This window comes from Imperialibacter sp. (assembly GCF_048007035.1).
Taxonomy (GTDB): Bacteria; Bacteroidota; Bacteroidia; order Cytophagales; family Cyclobacteriaceae; genus Imperialibacter.
The window spans coordinates 40,442-56,421 of sequence record NZ_CP180355.1 but is presented as its reverse complement, the minus strand read 5'-3'; the positions used below and the strand labels follow the sequence as shown (position 1 = coordinate 56,421).

The 15,980-nt window shown below is 48.8% G+C and carries 16 protein-coding genes; 6 read left to right on the top strand and 10 right to left on the bottom strand.

Going from position 1 to position 15,980, the window contains the following annotated elements; all coding sequences use genetic code 11:
* Positions 1–58: 58 nt before the first annotated feature.
* Positions 59–1,909 (bottom strand): metallophosphoesterase, encoded by a 1,851-nt coding sequence (locus ACMVP2_RS00260; RefSeq protein WP_416866229.1) that lies wholly within the window; start codon positions 1,907–1,909, stop codon positions 59–61.
* Positions 1,910–2,034: 125 nt separating this feature from the next.
* Between ACMVP2_RS00260 and ACMVP2_RS00255 the strand changes: the two genes are divergently transcribed.
* Positions 2,035–2,883 (top strand): sugar phosphate isomerase/epimerase family protein, encoded by an 849-nt coding sequence (locus ACMVP2_RS00255; RefSeq protein WP_339793104.1) that lies wholly within the window; start codon positions 2,035–2,037, stop codon positions 2,881–2,883.
* Between the two features lie 523 nt (positions 2,884–3,406).
* Here the strand turns inward: ACMVP2_RS00255 and ACMVP2_RS00250 are convergent.
* Positions 3,407–3,454 (bottom strand): hypothetical protein, encoded by a 48-nt coding sequence (locus ACMVP2_RS00250; RefSeq protein WP_416868230.1) that lies wholly within the window; start codon positions 3,452–3,454, stop codon positions 3,407–3,409.
* A gap of 580 nt (positions 3,455–4,034) precedes the next feature.
* On the opposite strand from ACMVP2_RS00250, the gene ACMVP2_RS00245 reads away from it, so the two are divergent.
* Positions 4,035–4,673, top strand: coding sequence for an NAD(P)-dependent oxidoreductase (locus ACMVP2_RS00245; protein WP_416866228.1), 639 nt, complete (start codon positions 4,035–4,037; stop codon positions 4,671–4,673).
* 44 nt (positions 4,674–4,717) lie between these two features.
* On the opposite strand, the gene ACMVP2_RS00240 is transcribed toward ACMVP2_RS00245, so the two are convergent.
* The 5 genes from ACMVP2_RS00240 to ACMVP2_RS00220 all read right to left on the bottom strand — a co-directional run bounded on the left by ACMVP2_RS00240 (position 4,718) and on the right by ACMVP2_RS00220 (position 8,767).
* A complete protein-coding gene (locus ACMVP2_RS00240; RefSeq protein ID WP_339793101.1) occupies positions 4,718–5,386 on the bottom strand; it encodes a TrkA family potassium uptake protein in 669 nt (222 codons plus the stop codon).
* 138 nt (positions 5,387–5,524) lie between these two features.
* Positions 5,525–7,285, bottom strand: a complete 1,761-nt coding sequence (locus ACMVP2_RS00235) for a TrkH family potassium uptake protein (RefSeq protein WP_416866227.1) — start codon at positions 7,283–7,285, stop codon at positions 5,525–5,527.
* Positions 7,286–7,433: 148 nt separating this feature from the next.
* Complete coding sequence (locus ACMVP2_RS00230) at positions 7,434–7,604, bottom strand: PLDc N-terminal domain-containing protein (protein ID WP_339793098.1); 171 nt, start codon at positions 7,602–7,604, stop codon at positions 7,434–7,436.
* 86 nt (positions 7,605–7,690) lie between these two features.
* Positions 7,691–8,122, bottom strand: a complete 432-nt coding sequence (locus ACMVP2_RS00225) for a hypothetical protein (protein WP_416866226.1) — start codon at positions 8,120–8,122, stop codon at positions 7,691–7,693.
* Between the two features lie 66 nt (positions 8,123–8,188).
* Positions 8,189–8,767, bottom strand: coding sequence for a DinB family protein (locus ACMVP2_RS00220; RefSeq protein WP_416866225.1), 579 nt, complete (start codon positions 8,765–8,767; stop codon positions 8,189–8,191).
* A gap of 330 nt (positions 8,768–9,097) precedes the next feature.
* Between ACMVP2_RS00220 and ACMVP2_RS00215 the strand changes: the two genes are divergently transcribed.
* Positions 9,098–11,503, top strand: coding sequence for an ABC transporter permease (locus ACMVP2_RS00215; RefSeq protein WP_416866224.1), 2,406 nt, complete (start codon positions 9,098–9,100; stop codon positions 11,501–11,503).
* Positions 11,504–12,034: 531 nt separating this feature from the next.
* On the opposite strand, the gene ACMVP2_RS00210 is transcribed toward ACMVP2_RS00215, so the two are convergent.
* Together ACMVP2_RS00210 and ACMVP2_RS00205 are read right to left on the bottom strand one after the other, a co-directional pair.
* The gene (locus ACMVP2_RS00210; protein WP_416866223.1) at positions 12,035–12,439 is read right to left on the bottom strand and encodes a VOC family protein; all 405 of its coding nucleotides are present in this window, start codon (positions 12,437–12,439) and stop codon (positions 12,035–12,037) included.
* Positions 12,440–12,442: 3 nt separating this feature from the next.
* Positions 12,443–13,330, bottom strand: a complete 888-nt coding sequence (locus tag ACMVP2_RS00205) for an SMP-30/gluconolactonase/LRE family protein (RefSeq protein ID WP_416866222.1) — start codon at positions 13,328–13,330, stop codon at positions 12,443–12,445.
* Between the two features lie 99 nt (positions 13,331–13,429).
* On the opposite strand from ACMVP2_RS00205, the gene ACMVP2_RS00200 reads away from it, so the two are divergent.
* The 3 genes from ACMVP2_RS00200 (at position 13,430) to ACMVP2_RS00190 (ending at position 15,463) form a co-directional block, all read left to right on the top strand.
* Positions 13,430–13,984, top strand: coding sequence for a hypothetical protein (locus tag ACMVP2_RS00200; RefSeq protein ID WP_339793091.1), 555 nt, complete (start codon positions 13,430–13,432; stop codon positions 13,982–13,984).
* Between the two features lie 146 nt (positions 13,985–14,130).
* Positions 14,131–14,826, top strand: coding sequence for a hypothetical protein (locus tag ACMVP2_RS00195; protein WP_416866221.1), 696 nt, complete (start codon positions 14,131–14,133; stop codon positions 14,824–14,826).
* 73 nt (positions 14,827–14,899) lie between these two features.
* Positions 14,900–15,463 (top strand): fibrobacter succinogenes major paralogous domain-containing protein, encoded by a 564-nt coding sequence (locus ACMVP2_RS00190; RefSeq protein ID WP_416866220.1) that lies wholly within the window; start codon positions 14,900–14,902, stop codon positions 15,461–15,463.
* Positions 15,464–15,794: 331 nt separating this feature from the next.
* Here the strand turns inward: ACMVP2_RS00190 and ACMVP2_RS00185 are convergent, their stop codons facing one another.
* Positions 15,795–15,980 carry a hypothetical protein gene (locus ACMVP2_RS00185; RefSeq protein ID WP_416866219.1) on the bottom strand — a complete coding sequence of 62 codons (186 nt, stop codon included), beginning with the start codon at positions 15,978–15,980 and terminating at the stop codon, positions 15,795–15,797.

Sequence of the window (15,980 nt, the reverse complement as noted above, 5' to 3'; positions counted from 1 at the left end):
GGAGTAAAAAAAAGCCCACGTTTCCGCAGGCTCTTTTCTCGTACTAATATTACCCGTGTTATTTTCTAAAGAAGGTGCCCGAGCCGGGGTAGTTGGCAGCTCCACGCCAGTCGGGTTGCCACCACAGGTTGGTGCGGTGGTTATAGTCGTTGTCGAAGTCGTTCACGCCCACATTAATGCGGGCTGTTTTCCAGTCGCCACCCTGCTGCTCACTGAGGTAGCTAAGTGGAATGGCTAGCTCTGTGGCATAGCCCTTTTCCGTTTTTCTTGTTACGCCAATGGTTCCATCGGGTTTGCTGCCGCTGGTGAAAGGCGTAGTGTTGTCGGTGCCATCCACATAAGGACTCATGCCGATGTACAGCACACCTGAAAGACTGGTGCCGAAGGAGCTGATGTTTTCACTGCGGCCGTCGATAATGACCTGAAAGGCATCCTGGTTGTAAGGCCTTGACGTGGCCACGGCCAGCAGTTCATCGTCTGTTATTTCTGCGCCTATGTAAAGGAACTTGTCGTCGTAGCTGATGCCGAAGCGAACAGAACCATCGGCTTTCCCGCCCTTGTGAGAGAAGGGGTCGGCCTCGGTGTACATCTCGGTTTCTGAGTAGGGGAGGCTCGTCCAATCGTCAAGCTTGCCATCGACTGTTTTAGCGGCCGCCTTTGCCAGGTACTCCTTCTTCGCCGGACGGGCATTTTGCGTTACATCCATTGTAATGTCCGCCATGCCGTCGCCGTGGAATGTCACCGTGCCTTTCAACGCTACTGGCTCAAGTGCAGCTACTGATGCAGCTTTCCCACTCAGTTTGAGGGAAAGAATTTCTACGGAATTTGGTGCAATAGTGAGGCTCTGCCGGATGATGCTGGATGTGAGGTCCTTGTTGGCTGCCAGCTCAAAGCTGACGTCCATAGGCGCATCGCTGTCGTTGGTGAGGCGGATTTCAGTGGTGCCACTTGAAAACGTGCTGCCGTCGGTAAACATTGGCGATATACGCACAGGTTGCCCATTGAAAAGAGGCCTGAAGTAGTTGCTCGACTGCTCAGTCACCACGTTCTCGTCCCAAACGCCCGACAGCTCCAGGTTTGCCATGATGGGCCCGTTGTCCGTCATGGTGATCCACACCACATGGTCGAACTCACCAAAACGAGGCCCTCTGAGTCGGCTGCCGCCCCCCGTGGTGGCGAGGATGAAGTATTTGCCATTGTTTCTCTCGTATTTCACATAGCTGTGATGATGGCCTACATATACGGTATGCTTCCTCGGCTCAAGCAGTTTTTCGACATCAGGCCAGCGAAGCGTTTCCGCCTGCTGGTTCCACAGGGGCTGGTGCATAAACACCAGCGTCCATTTCACGTCTGCGTTGGCTGCCAGTGTCTTCTCAATCCATTCGTACTGTTCATCACCGATGGTACCTTTGCCCGAGCCACGGTAGTTGTCTTCGGAGTTGAGGCAGAGAAACAGCACGTCTTTGTATACAAAATGGTAATAGTCTTTCCCGAAAATCGATTTGTATTTATCATACATCACTTTGTTGGTGATGTCGTGGTTGCCAGGCACGTAAAAGAAGGGCATGGTAAGGGAATCTATGAAACCATTGAATTCTGTCCACTCTGCGTCCAGTCGTGCCTCGTCTTCAGTGTAGCCTTCAATAAAGTCTCCCACGCTCATCACAAATTCCGGCTGTAGCAGGTTCAGCTTGCTTAGGCCCACTTCAAACACATTGCCCCGATGGCCGCCGGTTCGGTCAGTTACGATAGCAAACTGGAAAGAAGAGGGATCATTGTTGAGATCGAGGCTGGTGTAGGGTGTTGGCCCTTCGATAGGTTCAATCTTGATACTGGCTTTTTCTACGGGCCCAGAGCAGGCCGAGCCAAGCACCAGAAAGCCGACTGCAACGGCTGAAATATAATTCATGATAGATAGATTTGGTTAGGGTGAAGTTACGCCTCTCAAACGGGAGGTATTTGAAATTAATAGTTAAGTTTAAGTTAATGTTTCCTGTGGAAGGAAGCAATGAAATAACCTACTTAACTAGCGCTATGAAAACTTTTCTGTTCACTCTCTTAGTTCTCGGCACCTCCTTTACTGTTCACGCACAACGACCGGCCGTGGCTGTGGCATGGGACCTGGAAGACGACGCTCTTATGCGGGCTTCTGGTTATAAGTTTTTTGTGGAAAAGGTGGATAAAATTATCAGCCCGCAAAAGGTGTCAGATGAGCAGTTTGCTCAGAATGCAGCGACGATCAAAAAGCTAAAAACCAACATGTTTGCGGTGAACTACTTTTTGCCAGGCAACCTGAAAGTGATTGGCCCTGATGTGAATGAGGAGGCGATACTGGCGTATACCGACCTGGTATTCCAGCGGTGCCAGCAGATAGGCGTTGATTTGGTGGTGTGGGGCAGCGGTGGCTCCCGCACATTGCCGGACGATTGGGATTATGAAAAGGCTGTGGATCAGTTTGTAGCCATTGCGAAGAAGGTAGCCGTGCAGGCTCAGAAGTACGACATCCTGCTCACCGTAGAAAACCTCAACAAGACCGAAGCCAACTTTCTGAACGGATTTGATGAGATAGTGAATGTGGTGAAGCGGGTAGATGAGCCCAATCTGATGGCTTGCGTAGACATCTACCACATGCTCATGGATGGCGATCCCCCATCGATGATAGCGATGGGAAAGGGCATTACCTTCCATTGCGATATCGCTGAAAAGGCGGACCGGGATCCGCCCGGCACACTGGGCGATGAAGTAGTTCCGTATTTGGAAGAGCTGAAGAAAATTGACTATAAAGGAAAAATTGTGATCGAATCCCGCTGGGACGACTTTCCAAAAGAAGCGCCTGCCACGTTGAAATATTTGGAAGCGAGGGTAAAAGAGGCATGGAAGTAGGAGTAGAGTATTTGACTGAGGATTTGAGAACTCCCGAGCTGTATTTCTACATGAATAAACTTCGTATTGACTAGTGCATCGGCACGGTTTTGTAGGCAGCTTGGAATTCATTCCAGGCTGAAGGTTTGAAGTGCCGAACTTGGTTTGCTTGTAAAAAATGCCTCTAGCCGATTGACCAGTGCCATCGGCACGGTTTTGTGAGCAGCTTGGATCCATTCCAGGCTGCTGAGTTAATGAACCCAGTGTTTAAGAGCTTGAACTAAGTATTTTAAAGTAATTTATAATGCCAGTATGTCTACAGAATACTTTATTTGATGAAATTTATTTTTAGTTCAATATGAAAAGGGGTGTATGGTTCGTTGTCCATAATAAAAATACTATGAAACCATCAATTCTTATTCTTTTCTGGGTGCTAACTTCCCATCTGGCCTCTGCTCAAATTGCTCTAAAAGCTGGAGCCACCTATTCGTATCAGAAATCAAACGAAAACACTAGTTCCCAGTTAGCGGCCGATATTCCGTCATTATTCGTCTTTCTTGGAGAAAGCAGGTACTTCGAAGCCGGTTTCGATGCATTGAAGTTCTCTAACACCAGATCATCATCAGGGCCTACCATCAGAGATTATGAGACCGTCGTTTCGCCTTTTTTTGAGTACGGATTTATCAAGGGTAATACCGACAATGCCTTGAAATTCAAAATTGGTGCGAAGGCAACCCTGAACAATAATTTCAGCGGCTATAGCCCCAGATATTCAGTCGAATACCCACTTAGCACCTATGAATCCACGATCAACCTGGCTGTCAAACCCGGCTTGCTCTATGCCGTTAACGAAAAGATATTCCTGGATTTCGTAGTGCCAATCAATATCCTGAATGCGGGCTATTACAGATCAAACTTGGAAAACCCAGCCATTCCAATCAGGCAACAACAACAAAGCTCGTTGCGCAGTGCTTTTTTCCCCGAGACATACCAGGTTAGCTTGGGAATTATTTACAGGCCAGGATAATTGCCGAAAATCCATTATCTTCAGGGTATTAGAATCTCCTGATAAAATATTGACTTCGCCTTAGCAGAAAACACTTCTGCTCAATCGGTTTCCCTTTCTGGCAAAACCAGGTAATCAACTATTGTCTTATTTTATCAAGAGTAACATGAATAACATTTCAAAAATAGCCGTCATTGGCGGCACAGGTAAGGCCGGCAGGTACATCGTAAAAGAGCTGCTCAGCCGTGGATGCCGCATCAAACTTCTCCTTAGGTTTCCTGAAAACTTTCAACTTAAAGACCCGGGAATCGAGCTACTAAAAGGTGATGCAAGAGATGTGGAAGCTATCCGGTCTTTGTCGGACGGATGCCAGGCCATCATCAGTGCAGTTGGCCAGCCAAGAGGTGAGGAGTCGATTTTCAGTCAGGCCACAAAGAATATTGTAGCGGCAATGACAACTTATGGCATCCGGCGGTATGTCGTCCTTACCGGGCTCAACGTCAACACGCCATTTGACAAGAAGAACGAAAAGGTGGTAATGGCCTCTGAGTGGATGAAAACCAATTACCCGAAAACCACAGCGGACAAGCAGGTGGAATATGAGTTTCTTGCAAAAAGCGATATTGACTGGACGCTTGTGCGACTTCCCATGATTCAGCTGACCGACGAAAGGAGGGGAGTGAAAGCAAGTTTGGAGGATTGTCCGGGCGACGGGATCAGTGCTGCAGACCTGGCTTATTTTGTAGCCGATCAGCTGACTGACGCTGCCTTTGTTGGCAAAGCACCTTTTATCGCCAGTGTTTGATTGAAAAGATGCGGGTCTGTATTGATCCGCATCTTTTTGCGCTTTTACTCACTGTCGTCCAGCATATCTTTCAAGTCGTCAAGTGCACCAAAAATAACCAGGGTATCTCCTTCCTCAAGAACTGTCTCTGCTGTCGCTACGCCGGAAATTTTGCCGTCTTCTTTACCTTCCACCGGCTTAATGGTGGTCAACACCGTTATGTTGTACTTCTTTCTAAGCTCCGACTCCAACAGCGTTTTCCCGACATACTTCTCGGGGCACTTCAGTTCAATGATATTGTGCTTGTCCGACAGCTCGAATGAATCAACCACGCCTTTGAAGTTAAGCCTTTTTGCCAGCCTGATGGCAGAGGTTTGCTCTGGCCGGCTGATTTCATGCACGCCCATGGCCTGCATTACCGTGGTGTGTAGTTCGCTCACCGCCCTGCCGATAATGCGTTTTGCATGGAGTTGTTTCAGCAGGGCCGTGGTCATGATAGAGGCACCTTCGTCTTCACCTATGGCAACAATAACCGCATCCGCATCTTCCAGAGGAAGTGAACTTACCGCTTGAATATCAGTGGAGTCGAGGCAAATAGTGTGCGTAATGTCATCCTTGTGCAGTTCCACCTTGTCCATTTTTTTATCCACCCCAATCACCTCATGCCCCATGGCTGTGAGGGTGGTGGACAGGCTGCTGCCGAAATTTCCGAGACCAAAAACTATGTATTTCATCTGTATAAAATTTACTTTTTAGCGGCCAGATGGAATAGCCTGTACGGTTACGGAATAGATCTTAGTCTGCTGACAGGTTATTCATTCCGTTCGGTAAGGTATTCCTTATGGCTATTTCATATGGCTACTTCATCAAGCTTAATTTATAACCAATTCTTCGTTTGGATAGCGATACCTCAAAGTATGTACCCTTCGTAGCATACCTACAAGTAATGTAAGTGCGCCCACACGACCAATGAACATCATTAAAATCATTACCAGCCTGCTACCGGTACTCAGGCTGGAAGTAATGCCCATGCTGAGTCCCACGGTGCTGTAAGCCGAAAAGCATTCAAACGCCACCTGAATAAAAGGTAGTTCCGGGTCAAGCATGGTAATCATAAATGTGGCCAGTCCGATAAATATCAGCGAAAGAGAAATAATGGCGAACGCTCTCCTGATAGATTTGTTGGATATTTCTCTTTTGCCAAACTCCACCCTGTCTTTGCTACGGGCCAGACTCAGAAAGTTGAGGGTGGCCAGGAAGATGGTGGTAGTTTTTATGCCTCCGCCTGTTGATCCGGGCGAGGCGCCAATCCACATGAGCAACAACACGATCATGATGGTGTGAAGCTTCAATGCTGCATTGTCGACAGTATTAAAACCGGCGGTGCGGGGCGTAACTGCCCCAAAGAAGGCGGTCACCCATTTGCCAAATTCGTTGTGCTCGGCCAGCGTGTTGTCGTATTCGAAGAAGTAGAAAAGCAACGTGCCGGGTACTATGAGGAGAGCGGTGGTAATAAGTACGATCCGTGTGTGAAGGTTGATTCTGATGGGTAGCCGATACACAACCCGTCGTTTTACGAGCCTGGCCGCTATTGTGCGAGCTGACTCCCGAACATAGTTCACAAAGTTAAAGACAATTGGAAAGCCCAACCCCCCGAAGATGAACAGAAAGGCGATGACCAAATGGAGAGAGTAGTTGAAGCGGTAATTTAGATCATAAAGGCTATTGCTTAGCGTAGAAAAGCCTGCATTGCAGAAGGCTGACACGGAATGAAAGCCCGCAAAGAGAACCCTGTCGACAAAACCCGGTAGTACTGCCTTGTTGAGCTGCGTGAATATGGCAATACCTCCAACCAGCTCGACAAGAAGAGTGAAGGCGATAATTGTCTTTACAATGCCGGTTACTTCTGCCAGCCGGTTAGTATTTGTTACATCTTTCAGAAACAGCTGGTTCTGGATGCTGAAACCGCCTCTGAAAAAGAGACCAAAAAAGCTGGTGAAGGTAAGAATGCCAATACCACCCACCTGAATGAGCCCAAGTATCACAACCTGACCGAAGGTGGTGAAATATGAGCCGGTGTCGACTACTATGAGGCCTGTGACGCATACAGCGCTCGTTGAGGTAAAAAGAGCGTCGACAAAGCCAATGCCCTCATAGGTGGCATTGGGCAACATCAGCAGCCCGCACCCAATAAGCACAATGAGGGCAAAGCTGAAGATGAAGAGGTTGGCCGGATTCTTTGAAAGCCTGTAGAGGGACGTCGTGCGCCTTGAAAACTCTATCACAAAAATGAAAAAGCAACCCCAATAGCCGGTGAATTTGTGCGTGAAAAAACTAAGCTGAGGATACCATTGGGGGTTGATTGAAAGCACCACGTAAGCCAGCATGTAGATGGCCAGCAGCGCCTCTGCCAGTCTCGACCGCAGTCGAGTGCGGTCTAGTATCCAGGCAATGGTGCTGGCAGCCGTAATCAGCACAAACAAGATGGCCGCAAGAATAGGAAGCCAGGTATGAAGGTAGACCTCAAGAACGCCGCTGTAGGGGAAGCCCACGTCAGCAATCAGCAGAAGCAGGCCGACACTGCTTACTCCCAGCAAAGACCAGTTGATGATATTGAGTGCTTTCCGTTTCAAATTTTCTGTACCTCTGTGTTTGGCAGGTAAACCGTGGCAGAAAGCTAACCATCGTTCAGTTAAAACGGCAGCCGATTTGGATTAAAATTATCACTTTCCAAGTGAAGAGAAATGAACAATGCCACAGCCAGGCATTGTCTTTTTTATTTCATTTTTTACCCACCACGGCATATATAATGGCAGTGATGATACTAAAAAAAAGCGCACAAATTGTCCAAATGAGTTTGGTGCCCGTACTCATCGACTTGCGGTTGGCCCATACGTCATAAATGACCCATATTGCGCAAAGAACGGCAACGATATAAAGTAGATTGTTCATTTGAATTTTGGTTGGTTATCTCCACAAGATAGAGATATTCTCAATACCGATATTGCTTTACTGCCTGTCAGAATTAAATGTGTGCATCAGGTCAGCCGCCACGAAGGGTCTCTTTTCAGTACTTTGATTTTGTCTGCTTTTCTGAACCTCAGTGCCGACCAGTCGTCGTCCACCGCTACCATACGCACACTTTCGAAACCCAGTTTTCCAAGCGAGCCCCAGCCGTGGTCACGGTGGATTTCCGCTTGATACTTTTTGGAAGTCTTCTTTGGGTAGACAAACCAAAACGGAGCGTCGTCAGTTAGTTTTGGCGCCAGCTTCTGACTGAGCGTGGCAATAGCCTGCTCTGTTTTTACAAACACCAGCACAAAGTCAAAGTTGTCGGCGGCGTTGATGCTGGTATAAACAGTTCCCAGCTTCTCAAAGTCCGTGATATGAGGAGCAAACTCCTCCGGAGACTCAAATATGCCAATGGCCTGCTGAGCTTTATAGTTGAGTTTTTTGATAAGGTCTGTCATGGACTTTGTTTTTTCAAAACTAGAAATTTTGACCAAGTGAGCGAAAGACTTGCATGGCGGACGACATCAGCTTGTTGGGAAATGCGGGTCTTGCTTTACACGTTTTGCCTGGTTTATATGCCTTTCGGCATGCCCCACCACAATTTGCAGGGTATCGTACAGCGAGTAGGTCACCAGCCTTGACACCGGCGACGTAACAATGACGGATGTGTGGTTTACATGATCCATCGCAATCATCTTTCTCGTGAGCAGCTTGAGGCTGTCGGTAAAGTCCTTCACGATGTGCTGGCTAAGCCTGCCGGCGGTTGGCTTGAACACCGCCGGCGACTTCGACTTACGCTTGACTTCCGGCCCCAGGTATTCCACCAGCTGCCGACCCCAGAAGTTGTGCCAAAAAGCAGGCATTTTTTGCCAAAAAGCAGGCTCGTATCTGCCATCAGCAATTTTGTCAAACTGTGGATAGTATAGTTTGTTGGTCGTCATGATATGATCCAGGCATTCTCTGATGCTCCATTGACCTTTTGCAGGCTTCCAGCCTAACTGCTGCGCCGACAGGTCTCCGAATACATTGTTGACCTCGGCAATCAACTCCTCCATCTTATCAAGATGCGATTGAATATTGACATTGTGGAAGCTCTGACTCATGACGATTCATTTGAAAACCAATTTACGGCTTAATTGTCACATTGTGTCCCAATCTCGTTTAGTTAAGAGGTTTGGTGTCTCAATTCCATTTTTACCCCAACCCTAAAGAGCGAGAGAATGGTCATTGTTGGGCCCTTTAGGGAAGTGAAAGGTAGAATGCCCTTAACTAAACGACATTGAATTGTACACCCTGCGGTCGTTGGTGTCCGCTGACGGACGTTAGGGTGTTGTCAGCTCACTGAAAAGCGCCTTTTAAGCTATATTTGAGGAGATTAAGTTTGGTAAGCTATTTGCCAACACATGTGCCACAGGGCAACTAAACTCATCGATATGTTCAAAAGCTACCTTACGATCGCCTTCCGGAGTTTCTGGAAAAATAAGTTTTATTCACTGCTCAATATCTTTGGTCTTGCCTCCGGCGTGGCGAGTTGTCTGCTCATTTTCCTGTTCGTTTCCCACGAACTGGGCTACGATCAGTTCTTCAAAGAGAAGGAGCGCATTTTCAGAGTGGTGACTTCCGCAGTCATGGGTGAAGAAAAGGGACGAATCGCTGTTTCTGGCAGCATCCTCGGGCCCATTGCCAGGAGAGAGGTGCCTGGTGTGGAGCTATTCTGCCGTTATGCTGATGTGGGCATTTTTAAGCCAACCATTGTAAAGGAAGGGGAAAGGGTATTTATGGAAAAGACGTTTTCTTACGCCGACTCCTCATTTTTTAAGGTGTTTTCTTTCAACCTGATCGAAGGAGATATAGAGACAGCTTTAAAGGAACCAAGTTCGGTAGTCATCACATCCTCCATGGCCAGGAAGTACTTTCCTGGAGGCAGCCCAATGGGCAAGACGCTGAGAATTAACAACAATACTGACAAGAAGGTAACCGGTGTGGTGGCAGATCCGCCTGCCAATAGTCATCTGCAGTTCAACTTCATCTGCGCCTTTCATAGCATGGAGGATAGAGAGCAGTGGTTTCCCATGAACTATATCACCTATTTGAAGCTGGAGAAGGGGGTAAACTCCGGAGAAGTAGGAACGAAAATAAATGCTATCGCTGAAAGGGAACTTGGAGAGCAACTGGAGGGTTCGGGCATGTCTGTGTCGTTTGAAATGCAGCCGGTAACCGACATATACATGGACAGCAGTTTACAGGCGGACATTGGTCAGAGAGGAAACATGTCCAACACGCTGGCTTTTGCGCTGATTGGCGTTTTCATTTTGCTGGTGGCCTGCGTGAATTATATCAACCTGACGACGGCCCGCTCCGAAAAAAGAGCCCGTGAGGTGGGTATCAGAAAGGTAATGGGTGCAGTAAGAACGCACATTATCCTACAGTTTTACGGCGAAACCCTTATCATCACTTTCCTGGCAGTGCTTTTAGCCGTAGGCATTACTGAATTCACGCTACCCGCTTTCAACGAGCTCATTGGACAGAAAATATCGATCAGCTATTTTGACAACCCCGGCTGGATAGCGCTACTGGCGGCCGTTGTGTTTGCCATCACTCTGATCGCTGGCAGCTACCCGGCGCTGTATTTGTCGCAGTTCATTCCGGTGAAGGTGCTCAAGGGCACTTTCAACCCCGGCAAAGCTGGCGACATGTTTCGCAAAGCGCTGGTCATTTTCCAGTTCAGTATTTCTATTTTTCTGATTCTGGGCACGTTGGTCATCTACCAGCAGCTCAATTTCACCAACAGCAAAGACCTCGGGTACAACTCCGAACAGGTAATTGTTGTGCCCTTTGCCGACAGAAAGATGTTCAACAAGTTTGAGGCCTTCAGCAGCGAGCTAAAGCAGAATAGTGCCATTGGCGATGTGAGCAGAGGCTCGGCCATGATGGGCAATATTCTGGCCACCTGGTCGTCGTACAAAGACGGTATGGATCCCAACAAAGGCATTCGAACACTTGGCTTTACCACCGACGATCAAATGGTAAATACGCTGGGTATCGAGCTGCTGGCAGGGGAGGGCTTCAATGCTACCTCCATGCAGCTGAATGATAGCACCGATGAACCGCTGAATAGGCATGTGGTGGTAAATGAAGCGTTGGTGCGCATGCTGGGCTGGAGAGCTGAGGAGGCCGTTGGGCAAACACTCCACTATGGTGACGAAACAAGCGGAAAGATAGTAGGGGTGATGAAAGACTTTCATTTCAACTCACTGAGGAGCCAAATTGACCCGCTTTTCTTTTTCGTCAGCCCGTGGCAGGACAGGTATGTGTACGTAAAAGTTAATAACATAAACGACCCGGCCGGGGTGGACCATGTGCGTGACGTTTGGATGAACATCTTTGCCGACGCACCCTTTGAGTACAGCCTGCTTGATACTGAGCTACAGCGGCTTTATGACAGCGAGCAGCGGCAGGCCAGCGTGTTGGTGCTGTTTACCCTGCTCTCGGTAGTGATTGGTGTGTTGGGGCTGTTCGGATTGACCAACTACATGATTGAAAAAAGAACCAAAGAAATTGGCATTAGAAAAACCCTTGGTGCCAATGTAATCGGTCTGGTAAGGCTGCTGTCGTGGGACTTCCTCAAGCTGGTGCTGATTGCCAACCTGATCGCCTGGCCCTTTGCCTGGTATTTTATGAATGGATGGCTGGAAAACTTTGCCTATCACATCAGCATGAGCTGGATATATTTTGCTGTCACTGGCGTTGCGGTAGTGGTTGTGGCCTTCCTCACCGTGGCCTGGCACAGCATCAACACCGCAAGAATGAATCCGGTGAAGTCGCTGAGGTATGAATGAGGCAGGGGACGGAAGAGTAGGCGCCGGTACGGCCAGCAAGCCCGGTGCGATGGAGCCGTCAGCCGCCGGTCGGTGCGCATGGCGCCACCCAACGCATGAATATACCACTCCGTCCGTGGCCCTTCACGGTTCGAAACCCTGCAAGCCCTGAAAGGGCGAGATAAAAACAGGATTGGGTGCAGCCCTATCCTGCCAGTAGAGTTTAGCTTGCTTTTATTGTGCGTAGGGCTCCACCCAACGCATAGATATTTCGCTCCGTACGGGCCCCTTCAGGGCTCGTACCTCCCCGCAAGCCCTGAAAGGGCGAGATAAAAACAGGATTGGGTGCAGCCCTATCCTGCCTTTTGTTTTGCATCGGGCTCCACCCAAAGCATAGATATTACACTCCGTCGGCTCCTTCAGGGCTTACCCCCGCCAAGCCCTGAAAGGGCGTAATACCCAAAGGATGTTGGTGAAGCCACATCCTACAGGAAAGTGCCCCCAGATTGGCCAGGCGTCGGTACGGCCAGCAGGTCTTGTTCGATGGAGCCGTCAGCCGCCGGAGGAGCCTGGCTCAATCAAATCCCACAAATTACCATACAAGTCAGCAAAAACTGCCACGGTACCGTATGCCTCTTGCGAAGGCTCACGAACGATTTTGATCCCCTGATCAAGCAGGTTTTGATAGTCTTTTTGGAAGTTATCTGTGTGAAGGAATAAGAACACCCTGCCGCCGGTTTGGTTACCAACCCTGGTTTGTTGCTCCTCAGTGGCGGCCCTGGCCAGCAACAGCAGACAACCATCGGCTCCGCCTGGCGGCGCCACCAGCACCCATCTTTTGGTTTCACTCAGGCGAGTATCTTCCACAAGGGTGAAATGGAGTTTTTTCGTATAAAACTCAATGGCCTCGTCGTAGTCGGCCACCACCACGGCGATGTGTTTCAGTAGCTGAGTCATTGCCTAGTAACCCTTACCTGGAATGTCGTTCTGGAACTTCTCCATGCCTTTTCTGTCCTGTAGGGTCACGAAAACGGTTTTGCCATCGGCACCACCAAAAACCAGGTTGCTGCACTTTTTGCCTGTAAGCGCCACTTCCCTTATCAATTCGCCAGCTGGACTCAATACGGCGATGACTCCTTTGCCATACCTGGCTACGTACAAATTGCCCTCCTTGTCGCATTTCATACCGTCAAAACCGAAATCATCGAAGGAAGCAAATTCCCGCTTGTTGGTAATGTCGCCATTGGCATCTACATCGAATGCCCATATTTTCAGCTGAACACTTTCATTCACATACAGCGTCTTTTCATCGGGGCTCAGCTCAATGCCATTGGTGGTGCCCATGGCGCTGTCGAGCAAAACGGTGCTGCCATCGGTGTCAATCCTCCAGATTTGCCCGGTTTTGTCTCCCCAGTTGGGGTCGGAAGCGAAGAGCCTGCCCTGGCGGTCAATGCAGAGGTCGTTGGGCTGATTGAAAGTGTCGTTGTGGGCAAACACGCTCACAGCTTTTGTGGCCATATCAACCGCCAGCACATTGTGGCCGGTGTAGTCGGCCAGGTACATGGTGCCGTCTTTGCCAAATTTGATGCTGTTGGCGGTGCTGCCCTCGGGCAGGGTCAAAAAGAGCGATGCATTGCCTTCGCTATCCACCTTGCCAATGGTGCCGTCTTCTCCAAAGTTGACAACGTACAGGTTGCCGTCAGCATCAAAGGCCGGCCCCTCAATGTTGTTGGTGAAAAGATTTTCGGCAGTGAAATCCGTGGCTTTGAACAGCTCGGCTGATTTTTTTTCCGAGCAGGAAAAAAGGATGAAAAACAGGCTGTTTAAGTAGATTAGGGTCTTTTTCATGATCTGGTTTTGCCTCAAAGGTAAAAGGAAAGTCGTTCAAAAATTTTTTTTGGAACAATCTTTGGCTTATTGCCAGTATGAACCAAAAAATCTAATGATATGAAAAAGCTCATTTACTCAGCCTTTGTTGCTATGCTCCTTATCGGTCAATCCTGCGTTGGTCCGGAGGGCCCTCCCGGCCCACAGGGGTTCGATGGTTACGATGGTGTCGACGGAAAAGACGGCGAGGAAGCCTATGTGTTTGAATTCGTCTTCGACTTTGAATCGCCCGATTATGGTGTCCTTCTCGAGTACCCCGATGGATTCACCGCATTGGATTCGGATGTGGTACTGGTTTACCTGCTATGGGATACGCTCGATGACGGCACAGAAGTATGGCGCCTGTTGCCACAGTCCATGATCACCGACTTCGGCTTTCTGCAGTACAACTTCGACTTCACCAAGTTCGACGCCAGGGTATTCCTCGATTCCGACTTCAACCTCGACAACCTCGGCTCGCCGTTTCTCGATAACTGGCTGGCCAGGGTAGTAGTGGTGCCTGGGCAGTTCACAGGCCGGATGGACTACAGCGACTACAATGCTGTAAAAGAAACATTTAACCTGCCAGACAAGGAAATACCCGCTGGCTACGTTATATCAGAACGACCGGAATAAGCAGGTGTATGGATAATATGTTCCGGTATTAAAAAGACCCGGCCTTTGGCCGGGTCTTTCGTTTTTTTCCGTCAGCCAATAGCAATGTGCCCCCGGGTTGTTTTCCTCCCACAGGGTTGATAAATTTAAAGCGAGACTTTCGTTTTATGGCAAAAAAGAAAAAGAGCACATCGGGCAAAATTGAATGGTTGAACCACGTCCTTGGATTTGCAGGAGTGGTTTTGGGTGTGCTGATAGCCTTTTGGCTTAACAACTGGGCGGGTAACAGGCGGGAGCAGCAAGTAGCAGAGGTGGCTTTGAAAAATATTCGAAGTGAAGTAGCAAGAAATCAGTCTGCCATGGATACGCTAGTTCAAGTTAACGCACGTCAGCTCGACTTTTTGAATGCTTACCTTCCATTGGTGGATGATAATATGACATTCTTAGGCTCCAGTAGTCAATTTGATTCCCTTCAGGCGCAATTCCCGGACTTACTGCTAGCGAGAGGTAGGCTTGATATAGAAATCGAATTGCTTTGCTTGCCTGAAGTGGCGTGGAAAACGAGCCTCAATTCTTCCATATTGTCATCAATCGATTTTAATCTCTTGTACGTAATTAACGAATCTTATGATCTTCAGGAAAAGGTAGCCGGCATAGACAACCTGTTAATCAGTGACCTGAGAAATATTGGAAATGGCAGGAAGAATGATTTCCACAGCTTCCAGCGAACGTTGGGCACGTATATGCAATTGTCGGAGCAGTTGCTACTAGAGAAATACCCCAGATGTCTGAAAGAAATTGATCTTTTTTTAGCCGATGGTAGTGTGGATACTGACGCATTGGTACTTGATACCATCAAATAGCTATTGTTTTTTGTTTGGCATACAGCTATTATAGCCTAACAAATTTTTTATCGACATACTAATTGCCCGAACCATGGAATTCAAATTGGTGAAAATCGGTAACCAGATATGGATGGCCGACAACCTGGACGTAGACACATATCGCAACGGTGACCCCATCCCGGAGGTAACCGACACCGATGAATGGGATCGCCTCACCACCGGGGCCTGGTGCTACTACAACAACGACCCCGAAAACGGCAAGCTGTATGGCAAGCTGTACAACTGGTATGCCCTGGTCGACCCCAGGGGGCTGGCCCCGGAGGGCTTCCGAATCGCTGGCGACGACGACTGGAAACTGCTTCTGCAAACCGTGGGCGGACATCTAAATGCCGGCGCCATCCTCAAGTCAACTGAGCTGTGGAAAGCACCCAACGAAGGCGCTACCAACGAGGCTGGGTTCAATGCCAAGCCCGGCGGCCTGTGCGACGACGACTGCTCTTTTATGGACAGAGGCAGCATCGGCTACTGGTGGACACCCGCCGAAGAAGGCAAAAAGCTCGCCTGGAGCTACATCATGGAATACGACAACGCCCATGTGAACCGAAGCTACTACGAAAAGAAAGATGGCCTTTCTGTTCGTTGCCTGAAGGTGTAGTTGGTCTTTTTATAGCCTTTCGAAGCAAAATAACCGGCGACTTGCATTAAGGAGGTTACTCTCTGCGCTTCCGCAGAAAGTAACCTCTTTAATTTTTCCAGAGTACACCTTTCTGGCTAACAGTTGTCTGTATTGCTATTTACACTTTCTTTTTTTGGGCGTGCCCCCCGCCAGCCACATGCCGTTTGAAAGTAACAGCAACGGTTTGGCGGGCGTCGGGCTATTCGCTCCAAGTCCTCCCCGCCAGCTGGTTCCACCCGGGGCGGGTCCGGGCTTTCCGCTGCTATCCCTCACGCATAGGAAGGCAACGCAATCATAGGGCACACAATCCTTAGCTGGAAGCTTTCGGCCCAACGCCAGTTAGCTCTCTTTCATAAAAAACGACGTCTTTTTGGTCCGGATGAGCCGGTGATGTACAATAATAGATTCTCTTGATGTACCGCTTGATAATCAATTTCTCGTTGGGTTGAGCAAGGGCATACACCGGCGTTCCTTCAGCAAACTTATTTTCTATCAT